This is a genomic window from Olleya sp. KJ81-1 (assembly GCF_055808135.1).
In genome coordinates this window covers 635,755-652,323 of record NZ_CM147854.1, presented here as the reverse complement: position 1 = coordinate 652,323, position 16,569 = coordinate 635,755, and the positions used below count along the sequence as shown (strand labels likewise).

General features: G+C 31.8%; 15 protein-coding genes, 1 other RNA gene and 2 pseudogenes. 8 read left to right on the top strand and 10 right to left on the bottom strand.

The annotated features are described in order from the left end of the window. Nucleotides 1-4: 4 nt before the first annotated feature. The 4 genes from glgB to AC0L3M_RS03055 form a co-directional block, all read right to left on the bottom strand. Complete coding sequence (gene glgB, locus AC0L3M_RS03070; RefSeq protein WP_473431794.1) at nucleotides 5-1,915, bottom strand: 1,4-alpha-glucan branching protein GlgB; 1,911 nt, start codon at nucleotides 1,913-1,915, stop codon at nucleotides 5-7. A 3-nt stretch (nucleotides 1,916-1,918) separates the two neighbouring features. Then, the gene (locus AC0L3M_RS03065) at nucleotides 1,919-3,184 is read right to left on the bottom strand and encodes a glucose-1-phosphate adenylyltransferase (RefSeq protein WP_473431793.1); all 1,266 of its coding nucleotides are present in this window, start codon (nucleotides 3,182-3,184) and stop codon (nucleotides 1,919-1,921) included. A 2-nt stretch (nucleotides 3,185-3,186) separates the two neighbouring features. Continuing rightward, entirely contained in the window at nucleotides 3,187-4,335 is a 1,149-nt protein-coding gene (locus AC0L3M_RS03060; RefSeq protein WP_473431792.1) for a glycogen synthase, read from the bottom strand. A 74-nt stretch (nucleotides 4,336-4,409) separates the two neighbouring features. Then, a complete protein-coding gene (locus AC0L3M_RS03055; protein ID WP_473431791.1) occupies nucleotides 4,410-4,595 on the bottom strand; it encodes a glycogen/starch synthase in 186 nt (61 codons plus the stop codon). 134 nt (nucleotides 4,596-4,729) lie between these two features. On the opposite strand from AC0L3M_RS03055, the gene msrB (AC0L3M_RS03050) reads away from it, so the two are divergent. From msrB (AC0L3M_RS03050) to AC0L3M_RS03040, 3 genes and pseudogenes are all read left to right on the top strand, one after another. Then, on the top strand, nucleotides 4,730-5,215 hold the full coding sequence (gene msrB / locus AC0L3M_RS03050) for a peptide-methionine (R)-S-oxide reductase MsrB (RefSeq protein WP_473431790.1): 486 nt from the start codon (nucleotides 4,730-4,732) through the stop codon (nucleotides 5,213-5,215). After that, nucleotides 5,208-5,603 (top strand): peptide-methionine (R)-S-oxide reductase MsrB, encoded by a 396-nt coding sequence (msrB, locus tag AC0L3M_RS03045; RefSeq protein WP_473431789.1) that lies wholly within the window; start codon nucleotides 5,208-5,210, stop codon nucleotides 5,601-5,603. The genes msrB (AC0L3M_RS03050) and msrB (AC0L3M_RS03045) overlap by 8 nt, the downstream gene beginning before the upstream one ends. Then, a pseudogene (locus tag AC0L3M_RS03040) lies at nucleotides 5,596-6,122 on the top strand (DUF1572 family protein). Before msrB (AC0L3M_RS03045) ends, AC0L3M_RS03040 begins: the two are co-directional and overlap by 8 nt. Here AC0L3M_RS03040 and AC0L3M_RS03035 read toward each other — a convergent pair. Beyond that, nucleotides 6,112-7,401, bottom strand: coding sequence for an NAD(P)/FAD-dependent oxidoreductase (locus tag AC0L3M_RS03035; protein WP_473431788.1), 1,290 nt, complete (start codon nucleotides 7,399-7,401; stop codon nucleotides 6,112-6,114). The pseudogene AC0L3M_RS03040 and the gene AC0L3M_RS03035 overlap by 11 nt on opposite strands. Nucleotides 7,402-7,519: 118 nt before the next feature. On the opposite strand from AC0L3M_RS03035, the gene lpdA reads away from it, so the two are divergent. Then, nucleotides 7,520-8,896, top strand: coding sequence for a dihydrolipoyl dehydrogenase (gene lpdA / locus AC0L3M_RS03030; RefSeq protein WP_145001524.1), 1,377 nt, complete (start codon nucleotides 7,520-7,522; stop codon nucleotides 8,894-8,896). 91 nt (nucleotides 8,897-8,987) lie between these two features. Here the strand turns inward: lpdA and AC0L3M_RS03025 are convergent, their stop codons facing one another. The 3 genes from AC0L3M_RS03025 to AC0L3M_RS03015 form a co-directional block, all read right to left on the bottom strand. Then, nucleotides 8,988-9,626, bottom strand: coding sequence for a porin family protein (locus AC0L3M_RS03025; protein ID WP_145001523.1), 639 nt, complete (start codon nucleotides 9,624-9,626; stop codon nucleotides 8,988-8,990). 199 nt (nucleotides 9,627-9,825) lie between these two features. Then, on the bottom strand, nucleotides 9,826-10,242 hold the full coding sequence (gene aroQ / locus AC0L3M_RS03020; RefSeq protein ID WP_028283145.1) for a type II 3-dehydroquinate dehydratase: 417 nt from the start codon (nucleotides 10,240-10,242) through the stop codon (nucleotides 9,826-9,828). A gap of 87 nt (nucleotides 10,243-10,329) precedes the next feature. Beyond that, entirely contained in the window at nucleotides 10,330-10,968 is a 639-nt protein-coding gene (locus AC0L3M_RS03015) for an outer membrane beta-barrel protein (RefSeq protein WP_191099886.1), read from the bottom strand. Between the two features lie 368 nt (nucleotides 10,969-11,336). Here AC0L3M_RS03015 and xerA point away from each other — a divergent pair, with 368 nt between their 5' ends. The 4 genes and pseudogenes from xerA (at nucleotide 11,337) to AC0L3M_RS02995 (ending at nucleotide 14,810) form a co-directional block, all read left to right on the top strand. Then, nucleotides 11,337-12,233, top strand: coding sequence for a site-specific tyrosine recombinase/integron integrase (xerA, locus tag AC0L3M_RS03010; protein ID WP_473431787.1), 897 nt, complete (start codon nucleotides 11,337-11,339; stop codon nucleotides 12,231-12,233). 216 nt (nucleotides 12,234-12,449) lie between these two features. Beyond that, a pseudogene (locus tag AC0L3M_RS03005) lies at nucleotides 12,450-12,698 on the top strand (PAS domain-containing protein); the annotation flags it as partial. A gap of 144 nt (nucleotides 12,699-12,842) precedes the next feature. Beyond that, nucleotides 12,843-13,478 carry a sensor histidine kinase gene (locus AC0L3M_RS03000; RefSeq protein WP_473431786.1) on the top strand — a complete coding sequence of 212 codons (636 nt, stop codon included), beginning with the start codon at nucleotides 12,843-12,845 and terminating at the stop codon, nucleotides 13,476-13,478. 165 nt (nucleotides 13,479-13,643) lie between these two features. Continuing rightward, on the top strand, nucleotides 13,644-14,810 hold the full coding sequence (locus AC0L3M_RS02995) for a sensor histidine kinase (RefSeq protein WP_473431785.1): 1,167 nt from the start codon (nucleotides 13,644-13,646) through the stop codon (nucleotides 14,808-14,810). 2 nt (nucleotides 14,811-14,812) lie between these two features. Here AC0L3M_RS02995 and rny read toward each other — a convergent pair whose 3' ends face one another. Together rny and ssrS are read right to left on the bottom strand one after the other, a co-directional pair. Further along, nucleotides 14,813-16,384 carry a ribonuclease Y gene (gene rny / locus AC0L3M_RS02990; protein ID WP_145001517.1) on the bottom strand — a complete coding sequence of 524 codons (1,572 nt, stop codon included), beginning with the start codon at nucleotides 16,382-16,384 and terminating at the stop codon, nucleotides 14,813-14,815. A gap of 51 nt (nucleotides 16,385-16,435) precedes the next feature. After that, nucleotides 16,436-16,562: non-coding RNA, 6S RNA (ssrS, locus tag AC0L3M_RS02985), on the bottom strand. Between the last annotated feature and the right edge of the window lie 7 nt (nucleotides 16,563-16,569).

Genomic DNA, 16,569 nt, shown 5'->3' with positions numbered 1-16,569 from the left:
TTTTTTAAGGTTGATATTTTAAGGCTATCATACCTAAAGGAGGTATTGTAATTTCAACTGAATTTTTTCTAGAATGCCATAGTTTTAATTGGCTAACTATTGGCTTATTTTGAAAATCTCCTGTTCCAAAGTATTGCTTATTATCGCTATTAAATACTTCTATTAATTGTCCTTTTTTAGGTAGTCCAATTCTGTAATTATTTAGAGGTACTGGTGTCATATTACAAGTTACAATAATATTGTCTTTAGGCTTATTTCCTTTACGCATAAACACTATTACAGAATGTTCTGAATCTCCGTAATCAATCCACTCAAAACCATCACTTGAAAATTGTTTTTGATAAAGTGCTGGTTCTGTTTTATAAAACGTATTAAGCTCTTTTATAAACTGATTTAACCCTTTATGCGATGGATAATCCAATACATGCCAATCAAGACTAGTTTCAAAATTCCATTCTTCACTTTGACCTATTTCTGCACCTTGAAACAATAATTTTGTACCTGGATGAGCAAACATATAACTGTATAACAATCTAACATTAGCAAAACGTTGCCACTCATCTCCTGGCATTCTTCCTAAAATAGATTTTTTACCATACACCACTTCATCATGACTTAAAGGCAGCATAAAGTTTTCTGTAAATGCGTAGGTTAATGAAAAGGTAATATCATTTTGATGGTGTTTTCTATAAATTGGTTCTTTTGAAAAATATTGTAAGGTATCATGCATCCAACCCATCATCCATTTCATTCCAAATCCCAAACCATCTAAAAACACAGGTTTTGAGACTCCTGGAAACGCAGTAGACTCTTCTGCAATAGACTGTACATCAGGATAGTTTCCGTAAATTGCTTTATTTAAATCTTGTATAAAAGCTATGGCTTCTAAGTTTTCTCTTCCTCCATGGATATTAGGTTCCCACTCACCATCTTCTCTACTATAATCCAAAAATAGCATAGACGCTACAGCATCCACACGTAAACCATCTGCATGGTATTGATCTAACCAAAATAAAGCATTGCTTATTAAAAATGATTTAACCTCGTTACGACCATAATTAAATATTAAGCTTTTCCAATCCTGATGATACCCTTTGCGCTTATCAGGATGCTCATACAAACATGAGCCATCAAATAGTCCTAATCCATGTGCATCTTCTGGAAAATGAGAAGGTACCCAATCCAGTATAATTCCGATATCATTTTGGTGTAATGTGTCTACCAAAAGTTTAAACTCTTCTGGATAACCAAATCGTGATGTTGGTGCAAAATATCCTGTGATTTGATAACCCCAACTTGGATCGTACGGAAATTCCATTATTGGCATCAGCTCGACGTGCGTAAAATTCATTTCCTTGACGTAATTTACTAGGTCGTCTGCCAACTCTACATATGATAAAAAGCGATTATCTTCAACCTGCTTTTTCCAAGATCCTAAATGTACTTCGTAAACAGAATAAGGCGCATCTAAAGCATTTTTTTGCTTTCTGGAGGCCATCCATTTTTTATCTTTCCAAGTATAATTATCTTCCCAAACTATAGAGGCTGTACTTGGATTATGTTCGCAACGTCTAGCATAAGGATCTGCTTTTTCTGTCACGCTACCATTAGTACTATTTTGTATTTTATACTTGTACAAACTGCCTTTACCAATGTTTGGTATAAACCCTTCCCAGATTCCGCTTTTATCCCATCTTACATTTAAAAGGTGGTCACCTTCTGTCCATGCATTAAAGTCACCTACTACAGACACTTGTGTCGCACTTGGTGCCCAAACAGCAAAATAGGTGCCTTCAACATTATTAACCGTAGTTATATGAGATCCAAATTTCTCGTATAATCGATAATGTTTTCCAGCTTTAAAAAGATTAATATCAAAGTCCGTAAAGAGACTAAACACAGTGACTTCTGCCATAAGCTATATTACAAATCCATTAGGTATTACTGCTCCTTTTTTAATAACAACAATACCATCTTTAATAACATAGGTATCCGTTTCTTTATTTTCTAAATGCTTTCCGCCATTAATTCTAACATCATCTCCTATTCTTATATTTTTATCAATAATGGTGTTTTTTATAAAACAACGCTCTCCTATTCCCATTAAAATATTAATCTTATTAGACTCTATCTCCTCTAAAGATTCATAGGAATCACAACCCATCATGTAGGTATTAATAATGGTGGTTTCTTTACCTATTCTTGATCTAATACCAATGACTGATTTTTCAATTTTAGCAGCATGCACAATACAACCTTCTGCAATAACTGTTCTATCTAAAGCGGTTCCGGATATTTTAGATGTTGGTAATATCCTAGCACGTGTATAGACGCTTTGATCTTTATCGTATAAATTAAATTTAGGTATATCATCCGTCAAGCCTAAGTTAGCTTCAAAAAATGAATCTATGTTTCCTATATCTGTCCAATACCCTTCAAATTGATAACTAAGTGTTTTATGATTTGCAATGGATTGCGGAATGATTTCCTTTCCAAAGTCATTTGTATCTGGATTACTCATTAGCTCTACCAATAAATCTCTATTAAAAATATAGATTCCCATTGATGCTAGGTGGTTTTTACCTTGACTTTCCATTTCTGGACTAACGGTTGATGTCCATTCTGGTAGCAATGATGCATCAGGCTTTTCTATAAAAGAAGTAATTACGTTTTTATCATCTGTTTTTAAAATCCCAAATGACGTTGCATCCTTAGCATTTACAGGAATAGTTGCTATAGATATTTTTGCTTTAGCTTTAATGTGTGCATCAATCATCTCGTTAAAATCCATTTGATACAATTGGTCTCCAGACAAGATTAAGGCATACTCAAAATCATGACTTAAAAAATGATGCATGCTTTGTCTAACCGCATCTGCGGTACCCTGAAACCAACCTTCGTTACCTGGTGTTTGCTCGGCTGCTAAAACATCTACAAAAGCCGAACTAAAAAAACTAAAATGATAGGTGTTTTTAATATGACGATTTAAGGATGCCGAGTTAAACTGTGTTAATACAAACATGCGTTTGATGTCTGAGTTTATACAATTAGAAATAGGAATATCTACCAATCTATACTTTCCAGCAATAGGTACTGCAGGTTTAGATCTAGTTGCAGTTAATGGATATAATCTGGATCCTTGTCCTCCTCCTAAAATTATAGATAACACTTTATTATTAATCATAGTTATTTTTTTAAAGATTGGTATACATTAATATATGCTTTTGCAGAAACATCCCATGAATGATCAATGGTCATAATATGCTTTCTTATTGATTTAAAGATAGTTGTTTTATTGTATAAATCAACACTTCTGGTAATGGCTTTATAAATTTGCGCTACTGTGACTTCTTGATGACTAATTCCAAAACCCTCAATTTTGTCTATATCTACAACAGTATCTTTTAAACCTCCAATACTTCTCACTACAGGAATTGTTCCGTAACGCAAGGCATATAATTGGTTTAATCCACAAGGTTCAACCCTTGATGGCATTAGTAAAAAGTCTGCTCCTGCGTAAATATTATGCGACAATTTTTCGTCATAGCCAATAAATACATTGTACAGACCTGTATTATTTTCTTTTAACTGAAGCAAAGCCTGTTCAGCTTCGTCATGTCCAGAGCCTAAAACTAAAACACTACAATTTTCGTCTTCCAATGCTTTTTTTATTGCCAAAGGGAAAACGTCTGCACCTTTTTCATGCACCAATCGTCCAATAAATGTAATTAACGGTTTGCTTTCATCTAAATTAAAGGTTTTACACAACGCTAATTTATTAGCTAATTTACCAGCTTCTAATGTTTTTACATTATACTTATGATCTATATAATGGTCTGTTTCGGGATTCCAAACTACTGTATCTATTCCGTTTAATATACCTATACATTTATTACTTTCATGTTGTAACAAATCTTGTAGTCCATTGGCCTCTTGTTTTAACTCGTCCATATAACTAGGCGATACAGTGGTTACACGCCAAGCACATTTTATTGCTGCTGCCAAAGGATTTATACAATTGTCCCAATCTAACAATCCTGTTTTTGTAGACTCAAATTCTGGTATTAAATGTAATTTATCATAGCCAAACCAACCTTGGTATTGTGCATTGTGGATGGTAGTAATTACCGGAATTGTATTTAAGTTTTTATATTTAAAACTCTCCTGACACATAAAAGGTATCAATCCAGTGTGGTGATCATGACAATGAATAATTTCTGGTAAATCTCTTAATGTTAATATCCAATCTAATGTCGCGATCTGAAAGGCTAAAAAGCGATCTGTATCATCTGCAGAATACACATAATTTTTGTGCAAAAGATTAGGGATATCCACAAAATAAACCTCAAAATCTAAAACTGCAGCTTTAGTTTTTAAAATATTGTAACCTATTTTATGACCATTAAAGTCTAATTTACTTTCATAAATTGACTTAAAATTATTTTTTGGGTGAAAGCATTATCATAAAAAGGCATAACAACACTAGATGTTGCTCCTAGGTTATTTTGATATTTTGGTAACGCTCCAACAACATCTGCCAAACCTCCAACTTTAGCTATAGGATAACATTCTGCACTTATATGAAATATTTTCATGTATTACATTTTTATTAGACGTTGAAAAGTTACACTTAAAATCACAAACAGTAAAATGTTATTTTTAAATTAAAATTACGACTGTATTAATTCTATTTTAAGATTTTAGGATATCTTTAAAAAAAGAAGAAAATATGAAAAAAATTGCATTATTAGTATTTGCATGTGCCTTATTTAATTGTAAAGGCAACGCGCAAGACACAAAAGAACAAGAAAAAGAAAAATTTGAAATCACTAAAACAGATACCGAGTGGAAAGCAGAATTATCTGATGCTGAGTATTATGTTTTACGACAAGCAGGAACAGAACGTCCCTTTTCTAGTGCTTTAAATAAAGAGCATAGATCAGGAACTTACCATTGCGCTGCATGTGATACACCTTTATTTAAAAGTGAAAACAAATTTGATTCCGGAACAGGATGGCCGAGCTTTGATCAAGAAATTAAAGGAAATGTAGCATTTGGTACAGATACCAAAATTGGTTATACTAGAGATGAAGAACATTGCGCAACTTGTGGTGGTCATTTAGGTCACGTTTTTAATGATGGTCCTAAGGAAACAACAGGAGAAAGACATTGTATTAACGGAGTTGCATTAAATTTTAAACCAGATAATGAGTAATTATAAAGTCACAAAATCAGAACAAGAATGGCGTAATGAGTTAACGGATGAACAATACCGTATTTTACGCAAAAAAGGTACAGAAATGCCACATACTGGTAAATATAACCTTCATTTTGAAAATGGAGCCTATGCATGTGCTGCCTGTAACCAACAACTTTTTGAAAGTAATAGTAAGTTTGAGTCTAACTGCGGTTGGCCTAGCTTTGACGAAGCTATTCCAGGTAGCGTTACTAACATATTAGATAAGTCTCATGGGATGATTAGAACAGAGGTAGTTTGCTCTAATTGTGGTAGTCATTTAGGTCACGTATTTAATGATGGACCAACTGAAACTGGAACACGATTTTGTATCAACTCGGCAAGTGTAGATTTTAAAAATGAATAATTACATTACAAGCCTAATCAAACAATTTGATTATTATAAAACTGCTGGAGACAAAACCCTTCAGCAGTTATCATTTAATGAAATGAATTGGCAATCTCACGACAACTCCAATAGCGTATCCATAATTGTAAAACATATGGTTGGAAATATGCTAAGCAGATGGACCAATTTTTTAACTGAAGATGGCGAAAAAAATGGCGACAACGTGAACAAGAATTTGAAGCCACTTATACGAATAAAGCTGAATTAATTGCTGATTGGGAAAAAGGTTGGCAATGTCTTTACGATGCTATTACTCCATTAAAAAATAACGATTTAGAGCGTATTGTTTATATAAGAAACGAAAGCCAAACTGTCTCTGACGCTATTTTTAGGCAACTAGGTCACTATTCATACCATATTGGTCAAATAGCCTATATTGGCATAATAATTAAAAATGAAGATTGGCAATCTTTATCCATACCAAAAGGTACTTCTAAAGCATTTAATGACTCTAAATTTAATAAGACTAAGAATTAGACTTTATCTCTTTTTTAAAAGGCCTAATTATTAATCGTGCTTCACGATCAAACCTAATGTAGTTATATACCCAATTAATAAAAACAATCATTCGGTTTCTAAAACCTATTAAAAAAAATAGGTGAACAAACATCCAAACAAACCAAGCAAAAACACCCTGAAATTTAAAGTTTGGTAAATCTACAACAGCCTTATTACGTCCTACTGTAGCCATAGAGCCTTTATCTTTGTAAATAAAAGGTTTCATTGGTTTATTTTCTAACATTTTAAGTAAATTATCACCTAATAACCTACCTTGTTGTATTGCTGGTTGTGCCATCATTGGATGACCATGAGGCGTATTTTCTGTTTCCATTTGTGCAACATCTCCAACCGCAAAAACATTATTTAAACCTTTAACTTGGTTAAACTCATTAACCATAATCCTATTACCTCTAGACACAAACTGGTCAGAGTCCAACCCTTTTATAGCTGCTCCTTTAACTCCTGCTGCCCAAACAACTGTTGCAGCATCAAAGGTTAAATCACTATTTGTAGTTACTGTTTTACCATCATAACCAGTTACTCTTACATTTTTCCAAACATGAACGCCTAACTTTTCTAAAAAATCTTCTGCTTTTTGAGACGCTTGAGGACTCATTTCTTTTAAAATTTTATCACCAGATTGCACTAAATTAATCTGCGCTAATCGTGTGTCCAAGTCTGGATAATCCTTGGGTAAAATACCTTTTTTAATTTCAGCTAAAGCACCTGCTAACTCTACTCCTGTTGGACCTGCACCAACGATAACAAAATTCATTAAAGCTATTCTTTCATTTAAATCCGAAGTTAAAAGTGCCTCTTCAAAATTTTCAAGAATAAGACTTCTAAGATTTAAAGATTGTGGTACGGTTTTCATTTCCATACTATTGGCTTCGATAGATGTATTACCAAAATAATTGGTTTTAGAGCCTGATGCTACTACTAAATAGTCATATTTAAGTTCTCCAATATTAGAAATAACTTTATTTTTTTCTGTATTAATTTCAGAAACATCTGCTAACCTAAAGAAAAAGTTAGGAAAATCTCCTAAAACCTTTCTAATAGGATACGCAATGGAGTCTGGCTCTAATCCTCCTGTTGAGACTTGATATAGCAATGGTTGAAATGTATGATAATTGTGCTTATCTAAAAGAACAACTTGCACTTCTTGTTTAGATAATTTTTTAGCTAACGCAATGCCAGCAAAACCACCACCAATTATTATAATTCGAGGAAAACTAGATTTAGGTATATTCATATAAAAAAACTTGCATGACAAAGGTAATATAAAGTTATAATTTTTTAAGAATCTAAATTCTTTATTCAAATTTGGTTTTGTAACTTCGTAACTTCTTAAAACTACAAAAAATAATAGAATGAGTAAATACGATGTAATTGTTCTTGGAAGTGGACCTGGAGGTTATGTAACCGCAATTCGCGCTTCACAATTAGGCCTTAAAACCGCTATAATTGAAAAAGAAAGTCTTGGTGGTGTATGTTTAAATTGGGGTTGTATTCCAACTAAAGCGTTACTAAAATCTGCTCAGGTTTTTGAATACTTAAAGCACGCAAGTGATTATGGTTTATCTGTAACAGATTATGATAAAGATTTTAATGCTGTTGTTAAACGTAGTCGTGGTGTTGCTGAAGGCATGAGTAAAGGTGTTCAGTTTTTAATGAAAAAAAACAAAATTGAGGTAATCAATGGTTTTGGTACATTAAAACCAGGAAAAAAAGTTGAAGTAGACGGAACCGTTTACAGTGCTGATCATATTGTAATTGCTACTGGAGCACGCTCTAGAGAGTTACCAAGTTTACCACAAGATGGTAAAAAAGTGATTGGTTATAGAGAAGCAATGACATTACCAACACAACCTAAAAAGATGATTGTTGTTGGTTCTGGTGCAATTGGTGTTGAGTTCGCATACTTCTACAACTCTATGGGAACTGAAGTTACTGTTGTAGAGTACTTACCAAACATTGTACCTGTTGAAGATATTGACGTGTCTAAGCAATTAGAAAAGTCATTTAAAAAGAGTGGTATAAACGTAATGACATCTGCAGAAGTTACTAAAGTTGATACGTCTGGAGAAGGTGTTAAAGCAACAGTTAAAACTGCTAAAGGAGAACAAGTTTTAGAAGCTGACATTATTTTAAGTGCTGTTGGTATTAAAACTAATATAGAAAACATTGGATTAGAAGATGTAGGTATTGCAGTTGACAGAGATAAAATATTAGTTAACGATTACTACCAAACAAATATTCCTGGGTATTATGCAATTGGAGATGTAACTCCTGGTCAAGCTTTAGCACACGTTGCTTCTGCTGAAGGAATTTTATGTGTCGAAAAAATTGCTGGTATGCATGTAGAAGCTTTAGACTATGGTAATATACCTGGTTGTACTTATGCAAGTCCAGAAATTGCAAGTGTTGGTTTAACCGAAAAGCAAGCTAAGGATCAAGGTTACGATATTAAAGTTGGAAAATTCCCTTTCTCTGCATCTGGTAAAGCTAGTGCTTCTGGAGCTAAAGATGGATTTGTAAAAGTGATTTTTGATGCTAAGTATGGTGAATGGTTAGGTTGCCATATGATTGGTGCAGGTGTTACAGATATGATTGCTGAAGCTGTTTTAGGACGTAAATTAGAAACTACAGGACATGAAGTATTAAAAGCAGTACATCCACACCCAACTATGAGTGAAGCGGTTATGGAAGCTGTTGCAGATGCTTATGACGAAGTAATACATTTATAAAAGTTTTAAAATTTATTTTAAACACTTTAAAGCATAAAAAAAGTTCCAGAATTATCTGGAACTTTTTTTTATTTATATAGGTTGTATAAGATTAAAACATAAATCCAATACCAAATTGCCAAACGTTATTTTTTGCATCGACACCTTCAAATGGTGTACCATCTTCAAAAATATCTGTTACACCTAAGTTATAACGTCCACTTAAGAAAAAGCCATTATCAAACTTATAAGCTGCACCTAAGGCGATACTTGTATCAAAATCTTTTACGTATGAGTCATCAGAATCAATTTCGATATCTCCACCATCACTGTTTGGTTGGTAATCAAACTCTTCGTGGATTTTAAATCCAAATTGTGGTCCAGCCTCTACACTAAGTCCTTTAACAATATATGCTTTTAACAATAATGGTACTTGAATGTAATCTAATTGATACTCGATATTTTCATCAGTATCCACTATATTATCTTGGTCAATCTCTCTAACATCAAATCCTTGACCAGAATACAATACCTCTGGCTGGAATGATAATCTTTCAGTTAATGGGATTTCTGCAACTAAACCAGCATTAAAGCTAGTTCTAGAATCTAAATCACCTAAATCATCTCCACTAATTGTTGATGAGTTTAATCCACCTTTTATACCTAATTGGACTTCTCTTGAATCTGATTGTGCATTTACCAATGCTAATCCAGAAACAAATAGTGCTGTACTTAAAATTAATTTTTTCATTGTATATTTTTTAAGGTTAATACATCAAAATTACGAACTGCATCTAAGTACAGATGTTCTGTTAACAACGTTTAACAGCAATATGGCTGTATTTAACAGTATTTAATAGAAACCTTATTTTATACTAAAAAATTAAATTTATTTTAAGAGTTATGCTTTTAAAAGTTAAGTAAAACCTAAATTATTAACGCGCTTTATATTACAAAAAACTTTGAATGGCTAATTCATAGCTTTGCAATCCAAAACCAAGAATAATCCCTTTTGCATTTGGAGACACGTAGGATTGGTGTCTAAACTCTTCCCTACCAAAGGTGTTAGAAATATGCACTTCGACCACAGGAGTCTCAATAGCTTTTACAGCATCACCAATACCAATAGAGGTATGTGTGTAAGCTGCAGCATTTAAAATTATACCATCATAACTAAAACCAACCTCTTGCAATTTATCAATTAATTCGCCTTCAATATTAGATTGAAAATGCTGTATGGTCGCAGATGGATATTTAGATTGAATTTGATCCAAAAATTCGGTAAAAGATAAGCTACCATATATGTTTGGTTCACGTTTACCTAATAGATTAAGATTAGGTCCATTTATTATAATTAGTTTTTTCATAAAGTAAAAATACAAAAGTTATGGCATAAAAAAACCGAAGCGATTAAGCTTCGGTTTAATATTTTGGTAATTATAATTTCTTATAATTTAGAACTTCCAAGTTAAACCAAACTGAGCTGTTTGGAAAAAGTTGTTAAATACGTTTAAGTTACCGTTAAAAGAAGTTACTGATTCTGCTCCATCAACATCTGCTTTATCAGATCTGTACGATAAAACATCAGTTAAAGCAAAGTTAATTGCAATGTTTTCATTTACAAAATAGTTTAAACCTAAACCTAAGTTAGCACCAATTCCATTAGTTTTGAAATCATCAACATCAACACCAGGAACTTCTACTTCTGTTTTAGCAGAATCAAAACCTACACCAAACTCACCATAAGTTTTAAAACGCTTCCCTAACTCTAAGAAATAGTAACGTGCAAATACACCAGCTCCAATAGTAGTCGTTTTAGTTTCAGTATCTGCAATTCCGTCAGTTTCTTTGTCTGTGTCTAACATTAATTGAACACCAACTGCTAAATCATCAGATAAAAAGTAACCAACTTTTGGGTTGAATTCAAATGCAGAAGTTTCTATTTCTGTATTCTTATCATTTTCAGAATTAAAACCTAAGTTTCCTTCTACAATTACATCACCTTCTGTAAATCCGAAAGTTTGTTCTTCTTGTGCGTTAACACTTGTAAATCCTAATACTGCGATTGCAGCTGTAAATAATAATTTTTTCATAATTAAATTTAAATTTTAAATTATTTGAGCCGACAAAATTAGGAGCAATAAAGAGTTTAAACAAGTAAAATAACACAAAAGAAACACGGTTATTAACAACTATTTATAAATCAAATCATTAAAAATAAAATTTAACGTTTTATTTTGATAAAACTCGCCTTAGGCCTTGCTAACAAAAAGATTAGCCTAATAAAAAAAGCTAATTATTGTTAAATAAATACGCCATATTACAGCATTAAAATCACTTTATTAACAATTTTATAAACAATATTATTAGTCGCTAATTATTAATATTTAATACTCAGTCATTTACAATAAAATAATATTTTTATAGCGCATGATTAATAAATTAATACCTTTAAACCATTATGAAATGGCACCAAGCATTAGAGGATTATACCATGTATTTAAAAATAGAAAGAGGACTTTCTGTTAATTCTGTTAATAGTTATTTATTAGACGTAAAAAAACTTATTAAATATTTAGAAGCTAACACAATTAGCCACTCACCTATTACTATAGATAACGCTATAATAAAAGCCTTTATTTATGATGCTGCCAAAAATTTAAATCCAAGGTCACAGTCTAGATTAATATCTGGTTTAAAAGGCTTTTTTAATTATTTAATTTTTGAAGATTACAGAAAAGATAATCCGTTAGATACCATAGACTCACCCAGAATTGGACGTAAATTGCCTGATACGTTAAGTGAGAATGATATTAATAATTTAATTAGCGCAATTGACTTAACACATCCACAAGGTCAACGCAATAAGGCTATATTAGAGGTTTTATACAGTTGTGGTTTACGTGTTAGTGAACTTACTAATTTAAAAATTTCTGATTTATTTTTTGATGAAGGGTTTTTAAAAATTACTGGTAAAGGTGACAAGCAACGTTTTGTGCCAATATTGGAGGACACTCAAAAATATATTTTGATTTATAAAAACCAAATTAGAAATCATTTAACCATAAATCCTGACCATCAAGATATTTTGTTTTTAAATAGAAGAGGAAAACAATTAACTAGAGCTATGATTTTTACGATAATAAAAGATTTAGCAAAAAAGATTAAGTTGGATAAAACTATTTCTCCGCATACATTTAGACATTCATTTGCAACACATTTACTTGAAAATGGTGCAGATTTAAGAGCAATACAATTAATGCTTGGTCATGAAAGCATTACTACCACAGAGATTTACACACATTTAGACCGATCGCATTTAACAACTGTGATAAATAATTTTCACCCAAGGAAATAAAAAAAATTATAAATATGTTGCTAAAAATCAGTATTTTAACATATATTTGTGTTGTTGATTAAAGCAAATTGACTGAATCCCTAAATAACTAACTATTTAATAAACACTACTTTATGTCAGAGTTAATTAAGGGTATTCTAAACAATCAAAATTCTTTTCAAATTAGAAATGAGAACTGGGAATCTACATTAGAAATATCTAAGGTAGGTATTTGGGATTTTTGCGCGTCCAGTCAATCCGTTTTTTTCTAAACCATCTAAAGCCATTATTGGCTTTGAAAACGACGACACATTTGGGCAAAATATAAACGATTGGAATGATCGTGTACATCCTGAAGATAAAGAACAATACCATAAGGATTTTCAAGAGCACATTAATGGAATAAAACCCTATTACGAAAACAAACATAGGGTAAAGCATAAAGATGGATCTTATAGATGGGTTTTAGATCGTGGTAAAGTTATCGAAAAAAATAAGCAAGGAGAAGCTTCTAGATTTATTGGAACACATGTAGATATTACGAAATATGCTTTAAATGAATTAAAAGTACAGGAAACTTTAGATTTAGTAGTTAAGCAAAATAGTAAACTGCAAAACTTTGCTCACATTGTGACTCATAATCTGAAGCAACATGCAGGGAATTTTGAAAGCCTTTTAGACTTTTATAAAGAAGCACAAACTGTGTCTGAAAAAGACCAAATGATGGAGTATTTAATTACATTATCTAAATCTTTATCTAAAACTATAAGTAATTTAAACGAAATAGTTACTGTACAATCCAAGCAAAAAACAGATACTGAAAAGCTATGTATTAATACTGAAATTAATACCGTTTTAACGGACTTAAATTATCATATATCAGAAAACCACGCACTAATACATAATAATACAGCTTCAGACTGTTTTTTAAATTTTAATACCTCTTATTTTCATAGTATTATACAAAACTTAATATTAAATGCTATAAAGTACAAGCATCCACAACGTCATCCAGAAATACATATAAGTAGCACATGCACGGAACAGACTATTGAAATACAAATTACAGATAATGGCTGTGGTATAGATTTAAAAAAGTTTGGTAAGGATATCTTTGGATTATATAAGACGTTTCATAAAAACCATGACTCTGAAGGTGTGGGATTATATTTAGTAAAAAATCAAATTGAAGCTTTTGGTGGAACAATCACTGTAGAAAGTACTGTAAATTTAGGAACCACGTTTACTATAACGCTACCTAATTAACAAGAATAATCTTCATAAACAAAAAATAGAATTGTATTTAATCGATGATATTGGTGTTTAATCTAAAAAAAATGCATTTTATCGATATAATTATTTATTTCAACTAAGTAACTTATAACCAATCATAATTTTAGATATTTGTTTGCACGCCAAATACTGTTTAAAATGAAGATTAATGAAAATGCTAAAAATGAAGATTCAACTTTTGAGGAGTTGAAATGGAAATTTGCCTTACAAAATTCAGGTATAGGACTTTGGGACTGGAATTCTAAAACAAGTAAAGTTTTTTACTCAAAAGAATCCAAACAAATTATAGGTTTTAATGAAGACGAAATAAGCTCTGAAGCTTCAGAGTGGGATAAACGTGTGCATAGAGATGATATTGATGATTACTATGAAGACTTCAATAATCATATAAATGGAGACAATCCAGAATATAAAAACATCCACAGAATACTGCACAAAGACAATACCTATAGATGGATTTTGGACCAAGGTAAAATTATTGAGTATGATGATAATGGTAAACCAGTGAGAATAATTGGAACACACACTGATATTACCAAACAAAAAGAAACGGAACGCTCCTTAAAAAAATCTATAGATTTAATAACAGTACAAAACAATAGACTGCAAAGTTTTGCGCATATAGTCTCTCATAATTTAAAAGAATACGCTAGCAATTTTGAAAGCATTATCACATTTCATGATGAAGCAGACTCTGAAGCGGAAAAGCAAGAGATGTTTAGACACTTAAGGACTGTGTCTAAGGCGTTATCTAAAACATTACTTAACCTACGTCATATTGTAAGCGTACAATCTAAAAAGCACGTAAAGGGCAGTGTAATATCTGTTGGTCGTGAGGTAAATTTAGCAATAAACGATTTATCATATCTGATAGCCGAAAGTAGTACTATTCTGTACAATAATGTCGAGCATGATTGCAATATTTGTTTTAGTTCCTCCTACTTCCAAAGTATTATGCACAACTTAATTACTAATGCAATAAAGTATAAACATCCTGATCGTAAACCTGAAATAACAATATCATCTAATTGCACAAAAGACAATTTGGAGTTAACTATTACTGATAATGGTTTAGGATTAGATTTAGATAGATATGGTAACGAGGTTTTTGGATTATATAAAACGTTTCATAAAAACAAAGATGCTGAAGGTGTTGGCTTATATTTAATTAAAAGTCAATTAGAAGCTTTTGGAGGTACAGTAACCATAAACAGTACTAAAGATGTAGGATCTACATTTAATATTATTATACCAAAGCAAAAAAAATCCAGCTATAAGCTGGATTTTTTATTTAAACTATATTAAAACTACTTAGCAATATTAACTGCTCTAGTTTCTCTGATTACTGTAACTTTTACTTGTCCTGGATATGTCATATCAGTTTGTATTTTTTGAGAAATACTAAAAGACAAGTCTGCAGCATTTTGGTCGCTTACTTTTTCGCTTTCAACAATTACACGTAATTCTCTACCAGCTTGTATAGCGTATGCTTTTTTAACACCATTAAATCCAAAAGCTATTTCTTCTAAATCTTTTAAACGTTGGATATAACTATCTAAAACTTGACGTCTTGCTCCTGGTCTTGCTCCTGAAATAGCATCACAAACTTGGATTATAGGAGATAATAAAGATTTCATCTCTATTTCATCGTGATGGGCTCCAATAGCATTACAAACCTCTTCTTTTTCGCCATATTTTTCTGCCCATTGCATACCTAAAATAGCGTGTGGTGTTTCCATATCTGCTTCTGCATCTGGCACTTTACCAATATCGTGTAATAATCCTGCACGTTTAGCCAATTTAGGATTTAAACCTAATTCTGCTGCCATAACACCACACAATTTAGCTACTTCACGCGAGTGTTGTAATAAATTTTGTCCGTATGAAGAACGGTATTTCATACGACCTACCATTTTAATTAATTCTGGATGCAATCCATGAATACCTAAATCGATAACTGTACGCTTACCTACTTCAATAATTTCTTGCTCTATTTGCTTAGTTGTTTTTTGAACAACTTCTTCTATACGTGCTGGATGTATACGACCATCTGTTACTAATTTATGTAATGATAAACGTGCTACTTCTCTTCTAACCGAATCAAAACATGATAAAATAATTGCTTCTGGTGTATCATCTACAATAATCTCTACTCCTGTTGCAGCTTCTATTGCACGTATATTACGACCTTCACGACCAATAATACGTCCTTTTACATCGTCGCTTTCAATATTAAATACAGATACGCAATTGTCTACAGCTTCTTCTGTACCTATACGTTGAATGGTATTAATAATAATTTTTTTAGCGTCTTGTTGAGCAGTCAATTTAGCTTCTTCCATCTTGTCTTGTACGTAAGACATAGCTTCACTTTTTGCTTCACCTTTTAAAGACTCTACTAATTGTGATTTAGCTTCTTCTGCAGATAAACTAGAGATAACTTCTAATTGCTCTACTTGACTTTTATGTAGTCTATCTAACTCTTCTTGTTTTTTTTCTAAAACATCAAGTCTATGGTTATAATCTTTTACTTTTTCTTCTATGTCTGTATTTAGTTTTTTGTTTTTTGATAACTCACTAGATACTTGAGACTCTTTATCTCTGATACGTTTTTCTGTATCAGCCATTTTTTTATCACGCGATAAGATTACCTTTTCGTGTTCTGCTTTTAATTCTAAAAATTTTTCTTTTGCTTGAAGTATTTTGTCTTTTTTGATACCTTCTCCTTCAACATTTGCTTCTTTTAAAATGCTAGCTGCCGATTTTTTAGCGCCTTTAATAAGTTTAGAAGCGTTGTTTTTTTCAAGCACTTTAGCAATTATAAAACCTACTATGGCTCCAATAGCAAGACCTGCTATAATTAAAATTGTATTATCCATTTTTGATTGTTTATGTATATAAAAAAAGCCTACACTAATTTAGTTTTGTATAAACTCCTTAAAAACAAGTTTAGGGCTAACAAGCTGATCAAGGATCTGCCCAAACAGTGATAAATCACTATTAGCAGCATGCTTTTACAACTTAAAACTCACCCTTTTTAAAGAATTAACGTTGAGTTTATCAA

Excerpts from the sequence above, each read along its gene's own strand:
- glgB (WP_473431794.1), bottom strand. The coding sequence starts at position 1,915 with ATGGCAGAAGTCACTGTGTTTAGTCTCTTTACGGACTTTGATATTAAT.
- AC0L3M_RS03065 (WP_473431793.1), bottom strand. The coding sequence starts at position 3,184 with ATGATTAATAATAAAGTGTTATCTATAATTTTAGGAGGAGGACAAGGA.
- AC0L3M_RS03055 (WP_473431791.1), bottom strand. The coding sequence starts at position 4,595 with ATGAAAATATTTCATATAAGTGCAGAATGTTATCCTATAGCTAAAGTT.
- msrB (WP_473431790.1), top strand. The coding sequence starts at position 4,730 with ATGAAAAAAATTGCATTATTAGTATTTGCATGTGCCTTATTTAATTGT.
- msrB (WP_473431789.1), top strand. The coding sequence starts at position 5,208 with ATGAGTAATTATAAAGTCACAAAATCAGAACAAGAATGGCGTAATGAG.
- AC0L3M_RS03035 (WP_473431788.1), bottom strand. The coding sequence starts at position 7,401 with ATGAATATACCTAAATCTAGTTTTCCTCGAATTATAATAATTGGTGGT.
- lpdA (WP_145001524.1), top strand. The coding sequence starts at position 7,520 with ATGAGTAAATACGATGTAATTGTTCTTGGAAGTGGACCTGGAGGTTAT.
- AC0L3M_RS03025 (WP_145001523.1), bottom strand. The coding sequence starts at position 9,626 with ATGAAAAAATTAATTTTAAGTACAGCACTATTTGTTTCTGGATTAGCA.
- aroQ (WP_028283145.1), bottom strand. The coding sequence starts at position 10,242 with ATGAAAAAACTAATTATAATAAATGGACCTAATCTTAATCTATTAGGT.
- AC0L3M_RS03015 (WP_191099886.1), bottom strand. The coding sequence starts at position 10,968 with ATGAAAAAATTATTATTTACAGCTGCAATCGCAGTATTAGGATTTACA.
- xerA (WP_473431787.1), top strand. The coding sequence starts at position 11,337 with ATGAAATGGCACCAAGCATTAGAGGATTATACCATGTATTTAAAAATA.
- AC0L3M_RS02995 (WP_473431785.1), top strand. The coding sequence starts at position 13,644 with ATGAAGATTAATGAAAATGCTAAAAATGAAGATTCAACTTTTGAGGAG.
- rny (WP_145001517.1), bottom strand. The coding sequence starts at position 16,384 with ATGGATAATACAATTTTAATTATAGCAGGTCTTGCTATTGGAGCCATA.